This is a genomic window from Pectobacterium peruviense (assembly GCF_003312355.2).
In the GTDB taxonomy this organism is placed as follows: Bacteria; Pseudomonadota; Gammaproteobacteria; order Enterobacterales; family Enterobacteriaceae; genus Pectobacterium; species Pectobacterium peruviense.
Genome location: NZ_CP161826.1, coordinates 4765722 through 4783274 on the forward strand (window position 1 = coordinate 4765722; position 17553 = coordinate 4783274).

Here is a 17553-nt window from a genome sequence, read left to right on the forward strand (position 1 = left end):
ACATGTTGTTGTTCAGACTGCGATGTTTTCAGCACGATGTTCACTCCTCAATGCAGCTTCCATAACCTGTTCCTGGGTTAAATCACGATTGATCAAATCCGCTTTGATACGCCCCTGATGCATCACCAACACCCGATCGCTCAACCCCAGCACCTCAGGCAATTCTGAAGAAATCACGATGACGGCAATATGCTGTTTTACCAGCGCATTGATGAGCTTATAGATTTCATATTTGGCACCGATATCAATGCCACGCGTGGGTTCATCAAGGATGAGAATACGGGGGTTCAGCAGCAGGCATTTTGCTAGCACCGCTTTTTGCTGGTTGCCGCCGCTTAACCGAGCAATCGCCAGCTCTGGGCTGGAGGTTTTCACTTTCAGATTCGCTAACGATTGCCGGATGATGTCCTGCTCACGGGCATCATCCAGCGTGGAAAGTGCCCCTGTGAATTGATCGAGCGCAGCCAGCGTCATATTCTGCGCTACGCTCATCACCGGGACGATGCCGTCCTTCTTACGATCCTCAGGCACCATTGCAATTCCCTGTGCCATCGCCTGCTGGCAGTTGCTGATAGTCACCTGCTTGCCGTCAACAAATATGTCGCCCTGCCAGCGGCCGTGATAGGCACCAAACAGACACTGCACCGTCTCCGTACGCCCTGACCCAACCAGCCCGGCAATACCCAGAATTTCACCTCGGTGCAGAGCAAACGACACATCATCCACCCGACGAATATGGCGATTCACGGGGTGCCAGGCGGTAAGGTGTTCCACGCGCAGCACCTCTTCACCAATGACATGCGGCTCATTGGGATAAAGCTCTGTCAGTTCACGCCCTACCATCATGGCAATGATCTGATCCTCACTCAGCTCAGCCGCCGGACGCGTACCAATATGCTTCCCGTCGCGAATCACACAAATCACATCGGAAATCGCTTTAACTTCGTTGAGCTTGTGAGAAATATAGATACAGGCGATGCCGTGATCGCGCAGATCCTGAATGATCTCCAGCAAGATGCCCGTTTCCCGTTCGGTCAATGAGGCCGTTGGCTCATCCAGCACCAACAGACGCACCTGCTTGTTCAGCGCCTTGGCGATTTCCACCAGTTGCTGCTGACCCAATCCAAGCTCCCCCACTTTGGTATTCGGGTCGACGGCCAGCTTGACCTGCTCCAACATGCGCTGGCAGCGTAGATACATATTGTCGTAATCCATCACGCCAAAACGCGTCCACTCATTACCCAGAAACATGTTCTCCAGCACCGTCATCTCTTTCACCAGCGCCAGTTCCTGATGAATAATCGCGATGCCTTTTTGCTCCGTATCACGGATATGGTTGGCACGCAGTTCATCACCGGAAAAGATAATCTGCCCGTCATAGCTACCATGTGGATAGATGGCACATAACACCTTCATTAAGGTGGATTTCCCTGAGCCATTCTCGCCGCACAGCGACAAGACCTGACCAGCCTCCAGCGTCAGGCTGACGTTATCGACGGCTTTCACCGTACCAAACGCCTTCGTGATGTTTTTCATTTCCAACAGATGCGGCATCGTAGCCTCCGTGATTCAGGTGTTTCAGGCCTCGTCAGCGACAGTGGCGAGCCACAACGTCATGTCGTGGCTCAGTAACCTCTTTCCTACATCCTGAAACTCGAATTATTTGGAGTGTATTGGCTGCGGAGCGCGTTAATACACATCCGCTTTTTTGTGGAAACCATCAGCAATGACGGTGGAGTCAATATTGGATTTATCGACAGGAATCGGGGTCAGTAAGAAGGAAGGGATGTCTTTCAATCCATTGTTTAGTTTAGCGTTAGACTCCGGCGCTTTACCTGAACCGAGCGCCACAGCAATATCTGCGGCATCTTTTGCCAGCTTGCTGATCGGTTTATAGACCGTCATGGTTTGCGTCCCAGCCACAATGCGTTTGATTGCCGCCAAGTCGGCATCCTGACCAGAAATAGCCACTTTCCCTGCTAATCCTTGAGCAGCTAACGCCTGAATCGCCCCGCCCGCCGTGGCATCGTTCGACGCAACAACAGCATCAATCTTATTGCTGTTCGCCGTTAGCGCATTTTCCATAATTTTTAGCGCGTTCTCTGGTAGCCAGGCATCAACCCACTGATCGCCAACCACCTTGATTTTTCCGCTCTCAATCAGCGGCGTGAGCACCTTCATTTGCCCCTGACGAAACAGCTTCGCATTATTATCGACGGGTGAGCCGCCCATTAAGAAATAGTTGCCACCGGGAACCTTATCGACCAGATATTTCGCCTGTAGCTCTCCAACCTTTTCATTATCAAATGAAATATAAAAATCCACATCCGCATTATTAATCATGCGATCGTAAGCAAGAACTTTTATTCCCTCACGTTTTGCCTCTGCAATAACGTTACCAAGTACCTGACCGTTATAAGGAATAATAACTAATACATCGACACCACGATTGATCATATTTTCTATTTGAGAAATTTGCGTAGCTTCATTGCCGTTTGCTGATTGAACAAAAACATCAGCGCCCTGCTTTTTGGCTTGCTCAACAAAAAGATCACGATCTTTCTGCCAGCGTTCAAGGCGCAAATCATCAATCGCCATACCTATTTTAACGTCCTTCGCGAATCCGGGCTGACAAGCTAAAGTGAATACGGCACAAGCTGAGAGTAAAAAATGTTTAACTTTCATCATAGCGTACCTTTTTATTTAAAATGCAGGGCTATACCCTAAATAATTCGAGCTACAGGAAGGCGGCAAGAGAGAGAGTCCCGATGAGCTTACACAAGTAAGTGATTCGGGTGACTGAACGCGGCCAACGCACATGTAACTTGAAGTATGACGGGTATGAGGTCTCCAATAGCCAGCTGAGTATTGTCGCTAAATATCTCTCCATCAATTACAGATTTTTATCCTCCAATTATGTTTTTTGGTTTAATTTCCATTTTTTGATGCGGGTCATATTTTATTGTCGAGTCACATTCTCACGTTGTTACACATTGCGAAGCGTATTCAGGTTAAAACGCCGTTATTTTTGCGACACAGCGCACATTTAATAATTCTCTGAATTTCAGTGTGAAATAACGTAATTGAGGAAACGTTCATCCACTCCGAAAATTAATCCCATTCCCGTCTCTTCCGTCTGGGTGGTTTCTAAGGAGTTAACGATGCAAGCCTATTTTGAACAGATCGAAAAAGTCCGTTATGAAGGTAGCCAAAGCAATAATCCCTTCGCCTTTCGTCATTACAATCCCGATCAGGAAATTCTCGGTAAACGTATGGCGGACCATTTACGTTTTGCCGTCGCGTATTGGCACACGTTCTGCTGGAACGGCGCGGATATGTTCGGTGTAGGCTCCTTTGCTCGGCCGTGGCAGCAGTCAGGCGACGCGCTGGAGCTGGCGAAGCGCAAAGCGGATATCGCATTCGAATTTTTTCAAAAACTAAGCGTGCCTTACTACTGCTTTCATGATGTTGATGTCGCGCCGGAAGGGAGCTCACTGAAAGAGTATCTGCATAATTTTGCGGTCATCACCGATGTGCTGGCGGAAAAGCAGCAGGCTAGTGGTGTGAAGCTACTGTGGGGCACGGCTAACTGCTTTACCAATCCCCGCTATGGCGCAGGCGCGGCCACCAGTCCTGACCCAGATGTATTTGCCTGGGCGGCTACGCAGGTGTTCACGGCAATGAACGCAACCAAAAAACTGGGTGGTGAAAACTATGTACTGTGGGGCGGGCGCGAAGGGTATGAAACCCTGCTAAATACCGACCTGCGTCAGGAGCGTGAGCAGATTGGCCGCTTCATGCAAATGGTCGTCGAGCACAAACACAAAATTGGTTTTCAGGGCACGCTGCTCATTGAACCGAAGCCACAGGAGCCGACCAAACACCAGTACGATTACGATGTCGCCACTGTTTATGGCTTCCTGAAACAGTTTGGGCTGGAAAAAGAGATTAAAGTCAATGTGGAAGCCAACCACGCGACGCTCGCTGGGCATTCATTCCACCATGAAATCGCCACGGCTGTCGCACTGGGCGTTTTCGGATCGGTCGATGCCAATCGCGGTGACCCTCAACTCGGCTGGGACACCGATCAGTTCCCTAACAGCGTGGAAGAGAACGCGCTGATCATGTATGAAATTCTCAAGGCAGGCGGCTTCACAACGGGCGGTCTAAATTTTGATGCCAAAGTTCGTCGCCAGAGCACCGATCGCTATGACCTTTTCCATGCTCATATCGGCGCGATGGATACGATGGCACTGGCGCTCAAGGCGGCTGCCAGAATGATTGAAGATGATAAGCTCAATCAGCTTGTTGCTAAACGCTATGCGGGCTGGAACGGAGAGCTGGGTCAGCAAATTCTGCAAGGTAACGCGTCGTTGGAATCGCTCGCCCACTATGCGGAAAGCCACCAACTGGCACCACAGCACCAGAGCGGCCAGCAGGAATTGCTGGAAAATCTGGTTAACCGCCATCTATTTGGCTAAAACGGTACGCATGCCTGCTACGGCAGGTTAAAAAACTGCCGTAGAACGAGGTTATCAGGAGCGACTATGTATATCGGTATTGATCTGGGTACTTCTGGTGTTAAAGCCATCCTGCTGGATGAAACAGGAGAGGTGATCGCCAGCCATAGCGCCGCGCTGAGCATTTCCCGGCCGCATCCGCTTTGGTCGGAGCAAGCGCCTGAGGACTGGTGGCAGGCAACAGACCAAGCGCTACAAGCATTGGCAGCAACACACAGCCTTCGCGCCGTGAAAGCGCTGGGGTTGACCGGGCAAATGCACGGGGCGACCTTGCTGGACGCTCACCAGAACGTGCTGCGACCTGCGATCCTTTGGAATGACGGACGTAGCGCGGCGCAATGCCGAACGCTGGAACAGTTGGTGCCTACATCACGTCAGATTACCGGCAACCTGATGATGCCGGGCTTTACTGCTCCCAAACTAAAATGGGTGCAGGAAAACGAAAGCGATATCTTTCGCCAAATCGACAAGGTTCTGCTGCCAAAAGACTATCTCCGCTGGCGTCTGACAGGGGAATTTGCCAGCGATATGTCCGATGCGGCAGGAACCCTTTGGTTGGACGTCGCCAAACGAGACTGGAGTGACGCTCTACTGGAAGCCTGCTCGCTGACTCGTGCACACATGCCCACACTGTATGAAGGTAGCCAAATTACCGGTTATCTGCGGCCTGACATCGCCAGTCGCTGGGGTATGGATACCATCCCCGTTATTGCTGGCGGTGGAGATAACGCAGCAGGCGCGATTGGCGTCGGGCTGTATCAAACCGGTCAGGCGATGCTGTCTCTCGGTACATCCGGTGTTTACTTTGCCGTCAGCGACGGCTTTCTTAGCAACCCGCAGCATGCCGTCCACAGCTTCTGCCATGCACTGCCACATACCTGGCACCTGATGTCCGTGATGTTAAGCGCGGCGTCCTGTCTGGATTGGGTCGCCCGCCTAACACACGCCGAGAGCGTGCCCGCCCTGTTGCAGGAAGTCGCCTCAATGCCAGCCGATGACACGATAACGCCAGTATGGTTTTTGCCCTATCTTTCTGGCGAACGTACGCCGCACAATAATCCCGATGCTAAAGGCGCATTCTGGGGGCTGACCCACCAGCACGGTCGCGTAGAACTGGCAAAAGCGGTACTGGAAGGCGTGGGATTTGCACTTGCTGACGGGATGGACGCGCTGCACATGACTGGGCTGAAGCCCGATAGCATCACGCTAATTGGTGGTGGTGCACGTAGCACCTATTGGCGGCAAATTTTGGCGGATATCAGTGGGCAAACTCTCGAATACCGCACGGGAGGCGATGTCGGCCCAGCGCTAGGCGCTGCCCGTCTGGCACAAATCGCTATGCATCCCCATACGCCACTGGCAGAACTCTTGCCGCCGCTACCGTTGGAGCAGGTCCATCAACCAAATATCCAGCGCCACGCAGACTATGCCGAGCGGAGGCGCACATTTAAAACGCTCTACCAACAGCTTAGTCCGCTGATGTAGCACCGTTAGTCCGATAAGCTGGGCGAACAGTCAACTCACCCAGCGCCGCACATCAATCTTCTGTAGCGCCATCGAAAGCAGCAGGCTGGCCGCCAGCGCGATGGCGAAGACAGAGAAGATATCGATGACCGGATGGTCAGGCAGCATCACATCATGCGTACGTAGATAGTGAATGATCAGCGCGTGGAAACCGTAAATCGCCAACGAATGGCGCGAAATGATTGCAAAACCGGGTAGAACCCGCTGGCTAAAATACTGCTTAAATACGACCAAAAGGCTGACCGCAGCCAGGAAAACTAACGGGCCACAGTAGATATAAAACGTCTGGGTGAACGTGTCATTCAATAATGTGTGATGCTTCGTCCCCATCGCAATCAGCGCGACACACGCAATGAAGAAGGGAATAGCCGCCAGTACGACTTTCTTTGGCACGTCCAACATACCTAACGCGCGTCCCAGCGCGGCATACAGCACGTAATAAAATGTATCGCCGTAAATATAGAGATTAACAGGCAGCAATTTAAAGCCTTCAAACCCCACCCGTCCTGTATTAGGGTTGGCGACAACAGCTAATAAGATAATCAAGACCGCTAAATATTTGCCCGATACTGGCTTGATTGTAATGAGTGGAGAGAGCAGGTAAATCACGATAATGGCGTAGAAAAACCATAAATGATAAAAGATCGGTTTTTGCAGCGCATGGTGTAATGAATTCAAGCCATTAATCGGCGTGAGCGTCGCAATATAGATCAACGCGACCGTACTATAAAAAAGCAGACATAAACCGATACGCAGGAAATGTTTTTTCCCTGCACTGCGTTCACCAAAGAATAAGTAGCCTGAGATCATAAAAAACAACGGGACGCAGACGCGCGAAGCAGAGTTCAGGACATTCGCGACATCCCAATGTCCGTCGCCCGGCGTGCCACCCGCAGTAATATAGTAAGTTGTACTATGAATCAGAACGACCATCATGCAGGCCAATGCCCGCAGGTTATCAATCCAGCCGATCTTATCCGTCATGCACAACCTCTTGAAAGCAAAGCGCTATTCAAAACAGCGTAGCCGTTGTTAAGCGCAGACACAATCAACTATCAATAATCAGAGACTAACAATCGGGCAAATCTGAGTGCTCAGGACGAATTAACACGGAAAGCCCGCATCGATTTACGCTACGCCTGCGCACCCACCCGCAGTGGCAGGTGCGCAGGGTTTTAAGGAAATATACGGTTAGAACAACCCCATCGGCTTATCAGAGTAACTCACCAACAGGCACTTGGTTTGCTGATAGTGTTCCAGCATCATTTTATGGTTCTCACGCCCAATACCAGATTGCTTGTAGCCCCCAAACGCAGCATGCGCAGGATAAGCGTGATAGCAGTTGGTCCAAACTCGACCAGCCTGAATGCCGCGTCCCATTCGGTAAGCGATGTTACCGTTACGGCTCCATACGCCAGCGCCCAGACCGTATTCCGTATCGTTGGCTATCTCTAGCGCATCTTCCATCGTCTTGAACGTTGTTACCGCCAACACTGGCCCGAAGATTTCCTCCTGGAAGACGCGCATACTGTTTTTACCGAACAATATCGTCGGCTCCAGATAGTAGCCTTCCGCCAGTCCACCCGGCATCGCCTTACGCTGACCGCCCGTAAGCACCCGTGCGCCCTCTTTCTTACCGATATCAATATAGTTAAGGATGGTGTCAAGCTGGCCTGCTGACACCTGTGCACCCATCATGGTTTTGCTGTCCAGCGGGTTACCGATGCGGATAGCCTCAACGCGCTTGATTGCCCGTTCCATAAAGCGATCATAGATAGATTCCTGCACCAGCGCGCGGCTCGGGCAGGTACAAACCTCTCCCTGATTGAAAGCAAACAGCGTGAAACCTTCGAGCGCTTTGTCAAAGAAGCTATCTTCTTTATCCATCACATCGGCAAAGAAGATGTTCGGCGATTTGCCACCCAGTTCCAACGTCACAGGCGTCACATTCTGTGCCGCGTAGCTCATGATTTGCTGGCCTACCTCGGTTGACCCAGTGAATGCGACTTTCGCAACGCGTTTTGACGTCGCCAGATATTCACCAATTTCACTTCCCGAACCATTGACGACATTAATGACCCCTGCTGGCAGCAGATCCTGAATCAGCTCCATCAAAATCAGCACCGACATCGGCGTCAGTTTGGCAGGCTTCAACACAATACAGTTGCCGGCGGCCAGCGCAGGCGCCATCTTCCAACAGGCCATCAGCAGCGGGAAGTTCCAGGGAATGATTTGCCCGACAACGCCGAGGGGCTCATGAAAATGATAAGCCACAGTATCGCCGTCAATTTCGCTTATCGCCCCTTCTTGTGCCCGGATACAGGCCGCGAAATAGCGGAAGTGGTCAATCGCCAACGGCACATCCGCCCCGCTGGTTTCACGTATCGGCTTACCGTTATCCCAGGTTTCCACCTGCGCTAGCCGTTCAAGATTTTGTTCCATCCGGTCGGCAATACGGTTAAGCACCAGCGCCCGTTCCTGCACCGATAGGCCACCCCATTCCGCTTTTGCCTTGTGGGCTGCATCCAGCGCGTGGTCAATATCTCGCGTTGACGAACTGGCTACTTCACACATCGGCTGGCCTGTCACTGGCGTTAAATTGACAAAATACTGACCAGCATCAGGCGGAACCCAGGCTCCACCGATAAAATTGTCATAGCGTTTTTTCAGATCGAGAGAACCGACTTCGCCAAATGCGGATCGGCCTTCGAGATTATCGTGCGCCATTTCAGTCTCCTTTTCATTTCCGAGTGAGCGGCCATGCCGCAGTGAAAAAAGAGGCAAGCAGTAAGCAGCTACATTAAGCCTATACGGGGTGTGGCGTTAGCGACAGGATTCAGCCAGAGAAGAAGGCAACTCTTCGAGTTGACGCACAGTTTCTTTCCTGTTGCAGGAAAAATACATATTGCTATGCGAGCACGCTCGCTGTTCCTAGAGAAAAACTCGCATCCCTTCTGGCGCGATGAAATAATACTTTTAATTTCTATGGTTACTAACATGCAGGTATTTCAGGTGAAAGAGGTTCATTCACAAGCGGATGCCGTCCTCGAAGGCGCAACGCAACATTCGGTCTATCATCCCGATTCGCTGCATCAGCCACAGTCTGATTGGCTGGCAGAAGAGGTGCCTGTGGCGCTGGTTTATAACGGCATCTCGCATGTCGTTATGATGGCATCACCGAAGGAACTGGAGCAGTTCGCACTCGGGTTTTCCTTATCTGAAGGCATTATTCAATCACCCGCAGATATCTACGGTATTGATGTACAGAACGCCTGTAACGGCATAGAAGTTCAAATTGAGCTTTCTAGCCGACGTTTTGCCGGTCTAAAAGAACGACGCAGATCGATGGATGGCCGTACAGGCTGCGGCGTCTGTGGCGTAGAGCAGCTAGCGGAAATAGGCAAACCGGTTGCACCTCTGCCGTTCACGCAGACATTTTCCCTCAGCAAGCTTGAAAACGCGCTAGTGCGACTGCGCGATGTGCAGAAGATCGGTCAGGTGACTGGCTGCACTCACGCCGCAAGTTGGATAGCACCAGACGGCACGCTGTCAGGGGGGAGCGAAGATGTCGGACGCCATGTTGCGCTGGATAAATTGCTTGGTGCCCGAGCAAAACAGGGGTGGCAACAGGGTGCAGCACTGGTTTCCAGCCGAGCCAGCTATGAAATGGTACAAAAATCTGCCATGTGTGGCGTGGAAATCTTGTTCGCTGTCTCTGCGGCAACCTCACTGGCCGTTGACGTCGCACAGCGCTGCAACCTGACTCTAGTTGGTTTTTGTCGACCAGGGCAGGCAACCATTTACACGCACCCGCAGCGTCTGAGCAAGTAAGCCATTGCCGTCAAGATCGCGGTGGCTACCAGTCAACACACACGCAATTTGAAGTATGACGAGTATAGATTAATTTGTTTTTACATAGTGCGATAATGACATAACCGTTTGTTATCATGAAGTAAAGCAATCTGACTCCCGACAGCAGATCGAGAATAATCATTTTCAATATCATTTAATTAACTATAATGAACGTATTGCTTACGCGGCACTCATAGAACAGTGCCGTAACATTTTTTTTACCATGGAGATGCTAAACATGAGTTATTCACTGCCATCGCTGCCTTATGCTTATGACGCACTGGAACCGCATTTCGACAAAGAAACGATGGAAATTCACCATTCCAAACACCATCAGGCTTACGTCAATAATGCTAATGCAGCGCTGGAATCTCTGCCTGAACTGGCTAAATTGTCTGTTGAAGAGCTGATTGCTCAACTGGATAAAGTCCCTGCTGAGAAAAAAGCAGCCCTGCGTAACAACGCTGGTGGCCACGCTAACCACAGCCTGTTCTGGAAAGGCCTGAAATTAGGTACTACGCTGACTGGCGATCTGAAAGCAGCAATCGAACGCGATTTCGGCAGCGTTGATGCGTTTAAAGAAAAATTTGAGCAAGCAGCAGCAACCCGTTTCGGTTCTGGCTGGGCTTGGCTGGTTCTGAAAGACGACGGCAAACTTGCCGTAGTCTCTACTGCAAACCAAGACAGCCCGCTGATGGGTGAAGCAATTTCTGGTACCTCTGGCTACCCAATCGTCGGTCTGGACGTATGGGAGCACGCTTACTACCTGAAATTCCAAAACCGTCGCCCAGATTACGCTAAAGCATTCTGGAACGTGCTGAACTGGGACGAAGCCTCAGCTCGCTTCGCTAGCGCGAAAAAATAAAACCGTTGGATGCCTGATACCATCAGGCTCCTTCTGCGTTTGAATAGAGACTGGAATAACAACGTGTTATTCCAGTTTTTTATTATATTTCACCTCGTATTTTCTGTTCATCTCCTCGTTGTTCCCCACCGACCCGCGCGATCGAATAGCCGCGATCTCGCACCGTTTACCCGTTTCTGTTAGCGAACAGGCTTCAAGCCCGAAAAGCGGGCGGCGCGTAAAGTTTCAGAGTAGAGTGCCGATATCTACTGCGGGTTTTTATCATGTTGTTTTGCAGGGATAGGCTTGGCACGCGGTAATCCGAGATGCTAACACCGCTAATCAAGTGTGCATCAGGATAATGAATTTGACTCAATACGATATAGTGGTGGAATGGGATGGCTATGAATTTTGACAATCTAAAAGTCGGTAAAAAATTAGGATTAGGCTTTTTCCTGATTCTGCTGATGACCATGGTGATTGCCGGTGCGGGTATTATGCATATAGGCTCGCTGAAAGACAGTATTGATAAAGTTAATTTAAGCAACGATATCAATGATGAAATTAATCAGGCTAAATATTACCGCGCATTATACGGCACCACCTATAATCCTGATGATATCAAAAAGAACATTGAGCATATTTCTAATATCAGCAAGCTCGCTGAAAAAGCAAAAGAATTTAACTGGCCAGAAAGCGACGCCAAGAAAATAGCCAGCATCCCTACGTTAATTTCCAGCTACCAGGAAAAGCAAAAAGGTTATATTAATGCAGTAAATACCAAGGACACGGTAAGAAAAGGCTGGAATATCTCAACGACAGAAAAACCACTGCAACAGCTCAATGACCAATTAAAGACGGATAATAACAGCGCCACTCTGCAATTATTACTTTCTGACCTAAACCAAAAACTGATTGCCGTCCGCTACCACGTTCGCGGTTTATTACTTTCGACCAATAAAGAATCCGAAGAAAAACTAACGGATTCCATCAACGCGGCGCAAACATCATTGACCTTCCTGTATCAGAGTCTGTCTGCCGAACAGCGTGAAACGCTGGCACCGGTGATGACGATCATGAACAATTATGAAGAACAGGTGTTGGCATATATGCCGGCCTATCAAGAAGAAATGGCGCAGGCAGGGCAAATGCGGGTTGTTGCCGATCAATTGAATGCCGTTATCCTATCACTACTTAGCGATCAACTGGCCGCCTCACAGGCAGACATTCACAATGCCACGCTGCAAATGAGTATCGCGGCGCTGATTACCCTACTGCTTGGTCTGCTGATTTCCTGGTTCATTTCACGTCAGATCACCACACCACTTGGCAATACATTGAACATGGCTGAAAAAATCGCGATGGGCGATCTCACCATGTCCATCAACACGACCCGTAAAGACGAGCTGGGCCAGTTGATGAGTGCGATGTCGAAAATGAACGACAATCTGCACAATATGATCGATGACATTCGTGTCGGCGTCAGCCAGATTTCTAACGCATCCAGCGAGATCGTTGCGGGCAACACAGATTTGTCGTCACGTACCGAACAACAGGCCGCTGCCGTTGAACAAACCGCCGCCAGCATGGAACAACTCACCGCGACGGTTAAGCAAAACGCAGACAACGCACACCACGCCAACAAGCTGGCAATCAGCGCTTCCCAAACCGCCAAACAGGGTGGCGAGCAGGTCAATAAGGTGGTGCAAACCATGACCGCGATTGAGAGCAGTTCTAAACGTATCGCGGAAATCACGTCCGTCATCAACAGCATCGCCTTCCAGACTAACATTCTGGCATTGAACGCTGCGGTGGAAGCCGCGCGCGCCGGTGAACAAGGCCGTGGCTTTGCCGTTGTCGCCAGCGAAGTCCGTAGTCTTGCCCAGCGTAGTTCACAGGCTGCGAAAGAAATTGAAGGTTTGATTTCTGAATCGGTTAATCAGGTATCACGCGGTGCAACGCTGGTCGGCAATGCCGGCAAAACAATGAACGATATCGTCACCTCTATCACTCAGGTACATGACATCATGGGTGAAATTGCCACTGCATCGGATGAGCAAAGCAAAGGAATTACTCAGGTTAGCCAAGCTATTGTTGAGATGGATAGCACCACTCAGCAGAACGCCGCGTTGGTTGAACAATCCTCTGCCGCCGCCGACTCGCTGGAAGAGCAGGCAAGACTGCTGAAGCAGGCGGTTTCCGTCTTCCGTCTGGCCAACGCACAGCATGACGATACCCCCGCTGGTATCGCGTTTAACAACCAACCGCATCGTCTGCACGCGCCGCGCTAATATCGAAAACGATAAAAACGACAAAGCCCCTGTTAAACAGGGGCTTTGTCAATGAATCCATCACGATAACTCGTCCATCACTATCCTCCGCCAGTGCAGAGAAAATGCCTCAGAACGATTTCGGCGCGTAGCCTGTCATCTCTTTTAAACCCATCTCACGCCCGAGTGCCGTCATCGGATGCACAATCACCAAACCGCGAACGTTTTTCTTCAACGTTCCCATATCAGCCTGCTCTTTTTTAGTAATCGCACGGTTGAAAGGTAAGTTCGCCAATTTCTGTGCTTCTTTGCTGAGTTTCTGTTCTCTCACGTTACGCAGGCGCTCAATTTCAGCCGTTAGCTTCTCGCAGGCCTCCAGATTGAGGGCGATGGCTTCACCATCACCTTGTGCCAGCAGCGTGGTCTGCTTATGCGTCAGCTTATCCAACTGGTCGCTAAGGAGTTTGATCTCTGTTTTTTCCTGCTCTTTCATAAAAGATAACCTATATAACGGGAGAATAATGCGGGGCACAGCATACACTATACGCTAAATAATTCGAGTTGCGTGAAGGCGGCCAACACACATGCAGCTTGAAGTATAACGAGTATAAACGCCTGACAGGTATAGCGGTGTAATGTAGCAGAATGGGGTTAAAACGCCTTTTTCAGACTGATTTGCGCAATCAACGTGGTCAGGGATAAAACCAGCGTGGAACGCACCATCTGCTGATAACGCTGCTGCTGCATACTCACCAGAAGCGGATCGGCATCAGCCCCCAGCGGCAACGTCGGTTCCGCGGGCAACGCCGCAACGCAGTGCAACTCGCCGATGGGCCCCAGAATTTCATCATCGGTAAAACGATAGTGCCGATCGTCATGCGCCAACTCTTCGCCCAGCGCCATTAACAGTTCCGCATCTTCATACTCTTTACGGCTGATCATCCCCAGACCATAAATCAGTTTCAGGCGCACGGAAAGGTCACCCAGCGGGCCCGTTCCCGTCATCAGAGGTTCAACGGCATATTTCACCGCATAGTCGTCTTTACGGAATACCTGCAACATCAAGATACTGGCCGCTTCGGCCAGCAATTCAACGGCGCAGAGCATAAAGTCGCGCACTGTCTTCCCTGAGTTCAGCGCTTCCAGAACTCGGTTTTCAAACGCCTGTGTTTCTTCCATCGTCACTTCTCGTACCTTTAAATCCGCACAACATACCCATCTCGGTAGCATGCTTACCGGCAGGTGTGGCGACATCCGATCCCCGACGTCGCCCGTATACATTACACCGTGTCGAAAAGACCACACCTGCCCTGTGACGAGACGCGCCGATTACTGCATGGCGTTATACACATTCACTGCTTGCGCGACAACCTCGCTGTCAGCATCCAGACCAGAAATTTGCACCAGCGTCGCCTGCGGCCCCAGAGTACGGATTAATTCCGCCAGTTCCAGCGCCTGCGGATCCTGTTCGCTGCGATAATGCATCGCGGCTGCAATACCAATAATCAGGTTGTCATGCGGTAAATGGTATTCCAGCGTTCCGAGCAGCGGCTTGATCAGACGGTCACCTGCGCTCAGCTTGCGCAGCGGCTGACGGCCAACGCGATCCACATCATCATGCAGATGAGGGTTTTCAAAGCGGCTGAGAATTTTGTTGATATAGGCGGCATGTTTATCCGCATCAAAACCATAACGTTTGATGAGTACCGCACCGCTCTCTTCCATTGCGCCTTTGACCACGGCTCTGACTTTCGGGTCAAGAATCGCATCACGGATCGTTTGATGACGAGCCTGCTGGCCGAGGTAGGCCGTAATCGCATGACCAGTATTAAGCGTGAACAGCTTACGCTCGACAAACGCCATCAGATTGTCGGTCAGTTCCATACCGGGAATCGCTGGCGGCTCACCGCAGAACTGGGTTTTATCGACAATCCATTCGCTGAAGGTTTCTACCGTCACCGCCAACACATCGTCGCTTCCCGCTTCCGAAGGGGGAACGATGCGATCCACGGCGGAATCGACGAATCCTACATGCTCGACAACCCATTCCTGATGGGCTTCCGGCAGCAGTTTCAGCACATGCTGCTTTAACTGGCTGGTGCCACGCACCATATTTTCACAGGCAATAATGTTCAACGGCCGGGTGTTGCCGTCGTCATGACGTTTAACCAGCCCCTGAGCGATAGTGCCGGCGATTTTTTCCAGAATCTGCGGTCCCACAGCGGTCGTCACCAGATCGGCCACGGCGATCAATGCGATGGCATCCTGACTGCCGCTGTGAACAGCGCTGACGTTTCTGACGGCCTCAACTTGAGTGTTATCACCGACAATCCGCACCGAATAGCTGTTACGGCTGTTGAGCGCATCCAACAGCGGCTGATTGACGTCAGCGAATGTCAGTTCAACGTTAGCATCCGCCAACAATTTACCAATAAATCCACGGCCGATATTACCTGCACCAAAATGTAATGCTTTCATGAGACATAACCTTAAAAAAACATAAAAAGAGGCCGCCCGAAGGCGGCTCTAGCCACATCAATTAGGCACTCTTTTTACCAGAGAGTAAGTCGAGTACTTCCTGAACATCTTGGGTATGTGCCAGACGTTCAATGACGGCATCATCATCCAGCGCGTTAGTCAGGCTGGTGATGACCTGAATATGTTCGTTATTGCGGGCAGCAATACCGATAACCAGACGCGCAACCTCATCTTCTTCATCGCCAAAGCGAACGCCTTCAGGATATTGGCAGAAGACAACGCCCGTTTTCAGCACACGATCTTTCGCTTCAATCGTACCGTGTGGCACGGCAATCGATTCGCCCAGATAAGTGGAGGTCAGCTTTTCGCGTTCCAGCATGGCTTCAACATACTCAGGCTCGACGTAGCCGCCTTTTACCAGTTGCTCACCGGCAAAACGGATAGCCTGCTCTTTGTGTGTCGCATGCTGATTAAGGAACACATTACCCGCACCCAGTTGGAACAGGTTTGTCTGCACATCTGCTACAGCGGGTGCAGGTGTCGCGACAGTTTCAGGCTGCGCGGCACCCTGTGCTGCCACAAGACGAGCCGCCAGATCGCTATACAGACCGCTATCAAGGAAGTTGGTCAGCGAAATATGCTGTGCTTGCGGCGCATGGCGCATCGCACGTTCAGTCAGATCGCGGTGCGTAATGACTAAATCGACGTCGTCCGGCAGACTATTGATCGCGCTGTTAGTCACCGAAATGTTGGTCAGCCCAGCATCCTGAACTTTCTTACGCAGCACTCCAGCGCCCATCGCGCTAGAACCCATACCGGCATCACAGGCTACGATGATTTTACGCACGGTGCTCATGTCGCCGCTGACACCGGCGCTCGTTGCTGCACCTTTGGAAGAGGCTTTCATTTCCTGCACGCGGCGTGTCGCGTCGCCTAGGTCTTCTTCTTTTTGCTTGGTACTTTTCAGCAAAATCGCTGACACAATGAAGGACACCGCGAAAGCGGCTGCAATGGCTGCGAGGTTAGCGAAGTAAGCGCCTTTTGGCGTCATCGCCAACACGGCCAGAATGGAGCCAGGGGATGCAGGAGAAACCAAGCCGCCACCCAACACGCTCAGCGTAAACACGCCAGTCATCCCACCCAGAATCACCGCGATAATCAGACGTGGATTCATCAGCACGTAAGGGAAGTAAATTTCGTGAATACCGCCCAGGAAGTGAATAATTGCCGCACCCGGTGCTGATTCTTTCGCGTTACCACGACCGAAGAACATATAAGCCATCAGCACGCCCATACCTGGGCCTGGGTTCGCTTCGATCAGGAAGAAAATAGATTTGCCGGTTTCCGTCGCCTGCTGAATGCCCAGCGGTGAGAAGATACCGTGGTTGATGGCGTTATTCAGGAACAGAATTTTTGCGGGTTCAACGAAGATGGACGTCAACGGCAACAGGTTGTTCTGCACCATCAGGTTAACGCCGGAGGCCAGCACCTGAGAGAAGACTTCAACCAGCGGACCAATTGCCAAAAACGACAGAATTGCCAACAACATACCGATAATACCGGCAGAGAAGTTGTTGACCAGCATTTCAAAGCCGCTCTTGATTTTACCGTCGACCATGCGGTCAAAACGTTTGATCGTCCAGCCGCCCAACGGGCCTACAATCATGGCACCGAGGAACATCGGGATATCAGTCCCAACGATCACGCCCATTGTCGTAATTGCACCAACCACACCACCACGCTCACCGAATACCAAGCGTCCGCCGGTATAACCAATCAGCAATGGCAGCAAAAACGTGATCATTGGACCGACAAGCTTCGCCAACGTTTCATTGGGAATCCAGCCAGTGGGGATAAACAGCGCGGTAATAATACCCCAGGCGATAAATGCGCCAATATTGGGCATCACCATATTGCTGAGGAAGCGGCCAAAGTTTTGAACTTTGATCTTAATATCTGGTGAAAGCATAAAAACACACCCCTATTGAAACGCGCTGACAATAAGAGCGCGTGGTAATTATCGTGAGACGGCGTGGCAATAAAAACACTGATTACCACAAGAATA

General features: G+C 51.0%; 13 protein-coding genes. 5 read left to right on the plus strand and 8 right to left on the minus strand.

Annotated elements, in window-relative coordinates:
- Positions 1-12 precede the first annotated feature (12 nt).
- Together DUT67_RS21495 and xylF are read right to left on the minus strand one after the other, a co-directional pair.
- Positions 13-1554: a xylose ABC transporter ATP-binding protein gene (locus DUT67_RS21495; protein WP_048258185.1), complete on the minus strand. Its 1542-nt coding sequence runs from the start codon at positions 1552-1554 to the stop codon at positions 13-15.
- Between the two features lie 135 nt (positions 1555-1689).
- Positions 1690-2685, minus strand: coding sequence for a D-xylose ABC transporter substrate-binding protein (gene xylF / locus DUT67_RS21500; RefSeq protein WP_048258294.1), 996 nt, complete (start codon positions 2683-2685; stop codon positions 1690-1692).
- Positions 2686-3161: 476 nt separating this feature from the next.
- Here xylF and xylA point away from each other — a divergent pair, with 476 nt between their 5' ends.
- Positions 3162-4481: a xylose isomerase gene (gene xylA, locus DUT67_RS21505; RefSeq protein ID WP_113625996.1), complete on the plus strand. Its 1320-nt coding sequence runs from the start codon at positions 3162-3164 to the stop codon at positions 4479-4481.
- 66 nt (positions 4482-4547) lie between these two features.
- The gene (gene xylB, locus DUT67_RS21510; RefSeq protein WP_113632439.1) at positions 4548-6005 is read left to right on the plus strand and encodes a xylulokinase; all 1458 of its coding nucleotides are present in this window, start codon (positions 4548-4550) and stop codon (positions 6003-6005) included.
- A gap of 30 nt (positions 6006-6035) precedes the next feature.
- Here xylB and DUT67_RS21515 read toward each other — a convergent pair whose 3' ends face one another.
- The gene (locus DUT67_RS21515) at positions 6036-7028 is read right to left on the minus strand and encodes an acyltransferase (protein WP_113632440.1); all 993 of its coding nucleotides are present in this window, start codon (positions 7026-7028) and stop codon (positions 6036-6038) included.
- A 207-nt stretch (positions 7029-7235) separates the two neighbouring features.
- Entirely contained in the window at positions 7236-8771 is a 1536-nt protein-coding gene (locus tag DUT67_RS21520) for an aldehyde dehydrogenase family protein (protein ID WP_113632441.1), read from the minus strand.
- A gap of 270 nt (positions 8772-9041) precedes the next feature.
- On the opposite strand from DUT67_RS21520, the gene fdhD reads away from it, so the two are divergent.
- The 3 genes from fdhD to DUT67_RS21535 all read left to right on the plus strand — a co-directional run bounded on the left by fdhD (position 9042) and on the right by DUT67_RS21535 (position 13031).
- Positions 9042-9875 (plus strand): formate dehydrogenase accessory sulfurtransferase FdhD, encoded by an 834-nt coding sequence (gene fdhD, locus DUT67_RS21525; protein ID WP_039294607.1) that lies wholly within the window; start codon positions 9042-9044, stop codon positions 9873-9875.
- 259 nt (positions 9876-10134) lie between these two features.
- Positions 10135-10761 carry a superoxide dismutase [Mn] gene (sodA, locus tag DUT67_RS21530; protein WP_039296485.1) on the plus strand — a complete coding sequence of 209 codons (627 nt, stop codon included), beginning with the start codon at positions 10135-10137 and terminating at the stop codon, positions 10759-10761.
- A 377-nt stretch (positions 10762-11138) separates the two neighbouring features.
- Positions 11139-13031, plus strand: coding sequence for a methyl-accepting chemotaxis protein (locus DUT67_RS21535; protein WP_011091734.1), 1893 nt, complete (start codon positions 11139-11141; stop codon positions 13029-13031).
- Between the two features lie 109 nt (positions 13032-13140).
- Here the strand turns inward: DUT67_RS21535 and DUT67_RS21540 are convergent, their stop codons facing one another.
- From DUT67_RS21540 to DUT67_RS21555, 4 genes are all read right to left on the minus strand, one after another.
- Positions 13141-13503, minus strand: coding sequence for a YibL family ribosome-associated protein (locus DUT67_RS21540; RefSeq protein WP_011091733.1), 363 nt, complete (start codon positions 13501-13503; stop codon positions 13141-13143).
- A gap of 158 nt (positions 13504-13661) precedes the next feature.
- Entirely contained in the window at positions 13662-14240 is a 579-nt protein-coding gene (locus DUT67_RS21545) for an MltR family transcriptional regulator (RefSeq protein WP_086935234.1), read from the minus strand.
- A gap of 99 nt (positions 14241-14339) precedes the next feature.
- Positions 14340-15488 (minus strand): mannitol-1-phosphate 5-dehydrogenase, encoded by a 1149-nt coding sequence (locus DUT67_RS21550; RefSeq protein ID WP_113632442.1) that lies wholly within the window; start codon positions 15486-15488, stop codon positions 14340-14342.
- 61 nt (positions 15489-15549) lie between these two features.
- Positions 15550-17457, minus strand: a complete 1908-nt coding sequence (locus tag DUT67_RS21555; RefSeq protein WP_113632443.1) for a PTS mannitol transporter subunit IICBA — start codon at positions 17455-17457, stop codon at positions 15550-15552.
- Positions 17458-17553: the final 96 nt, after the last annotated feature.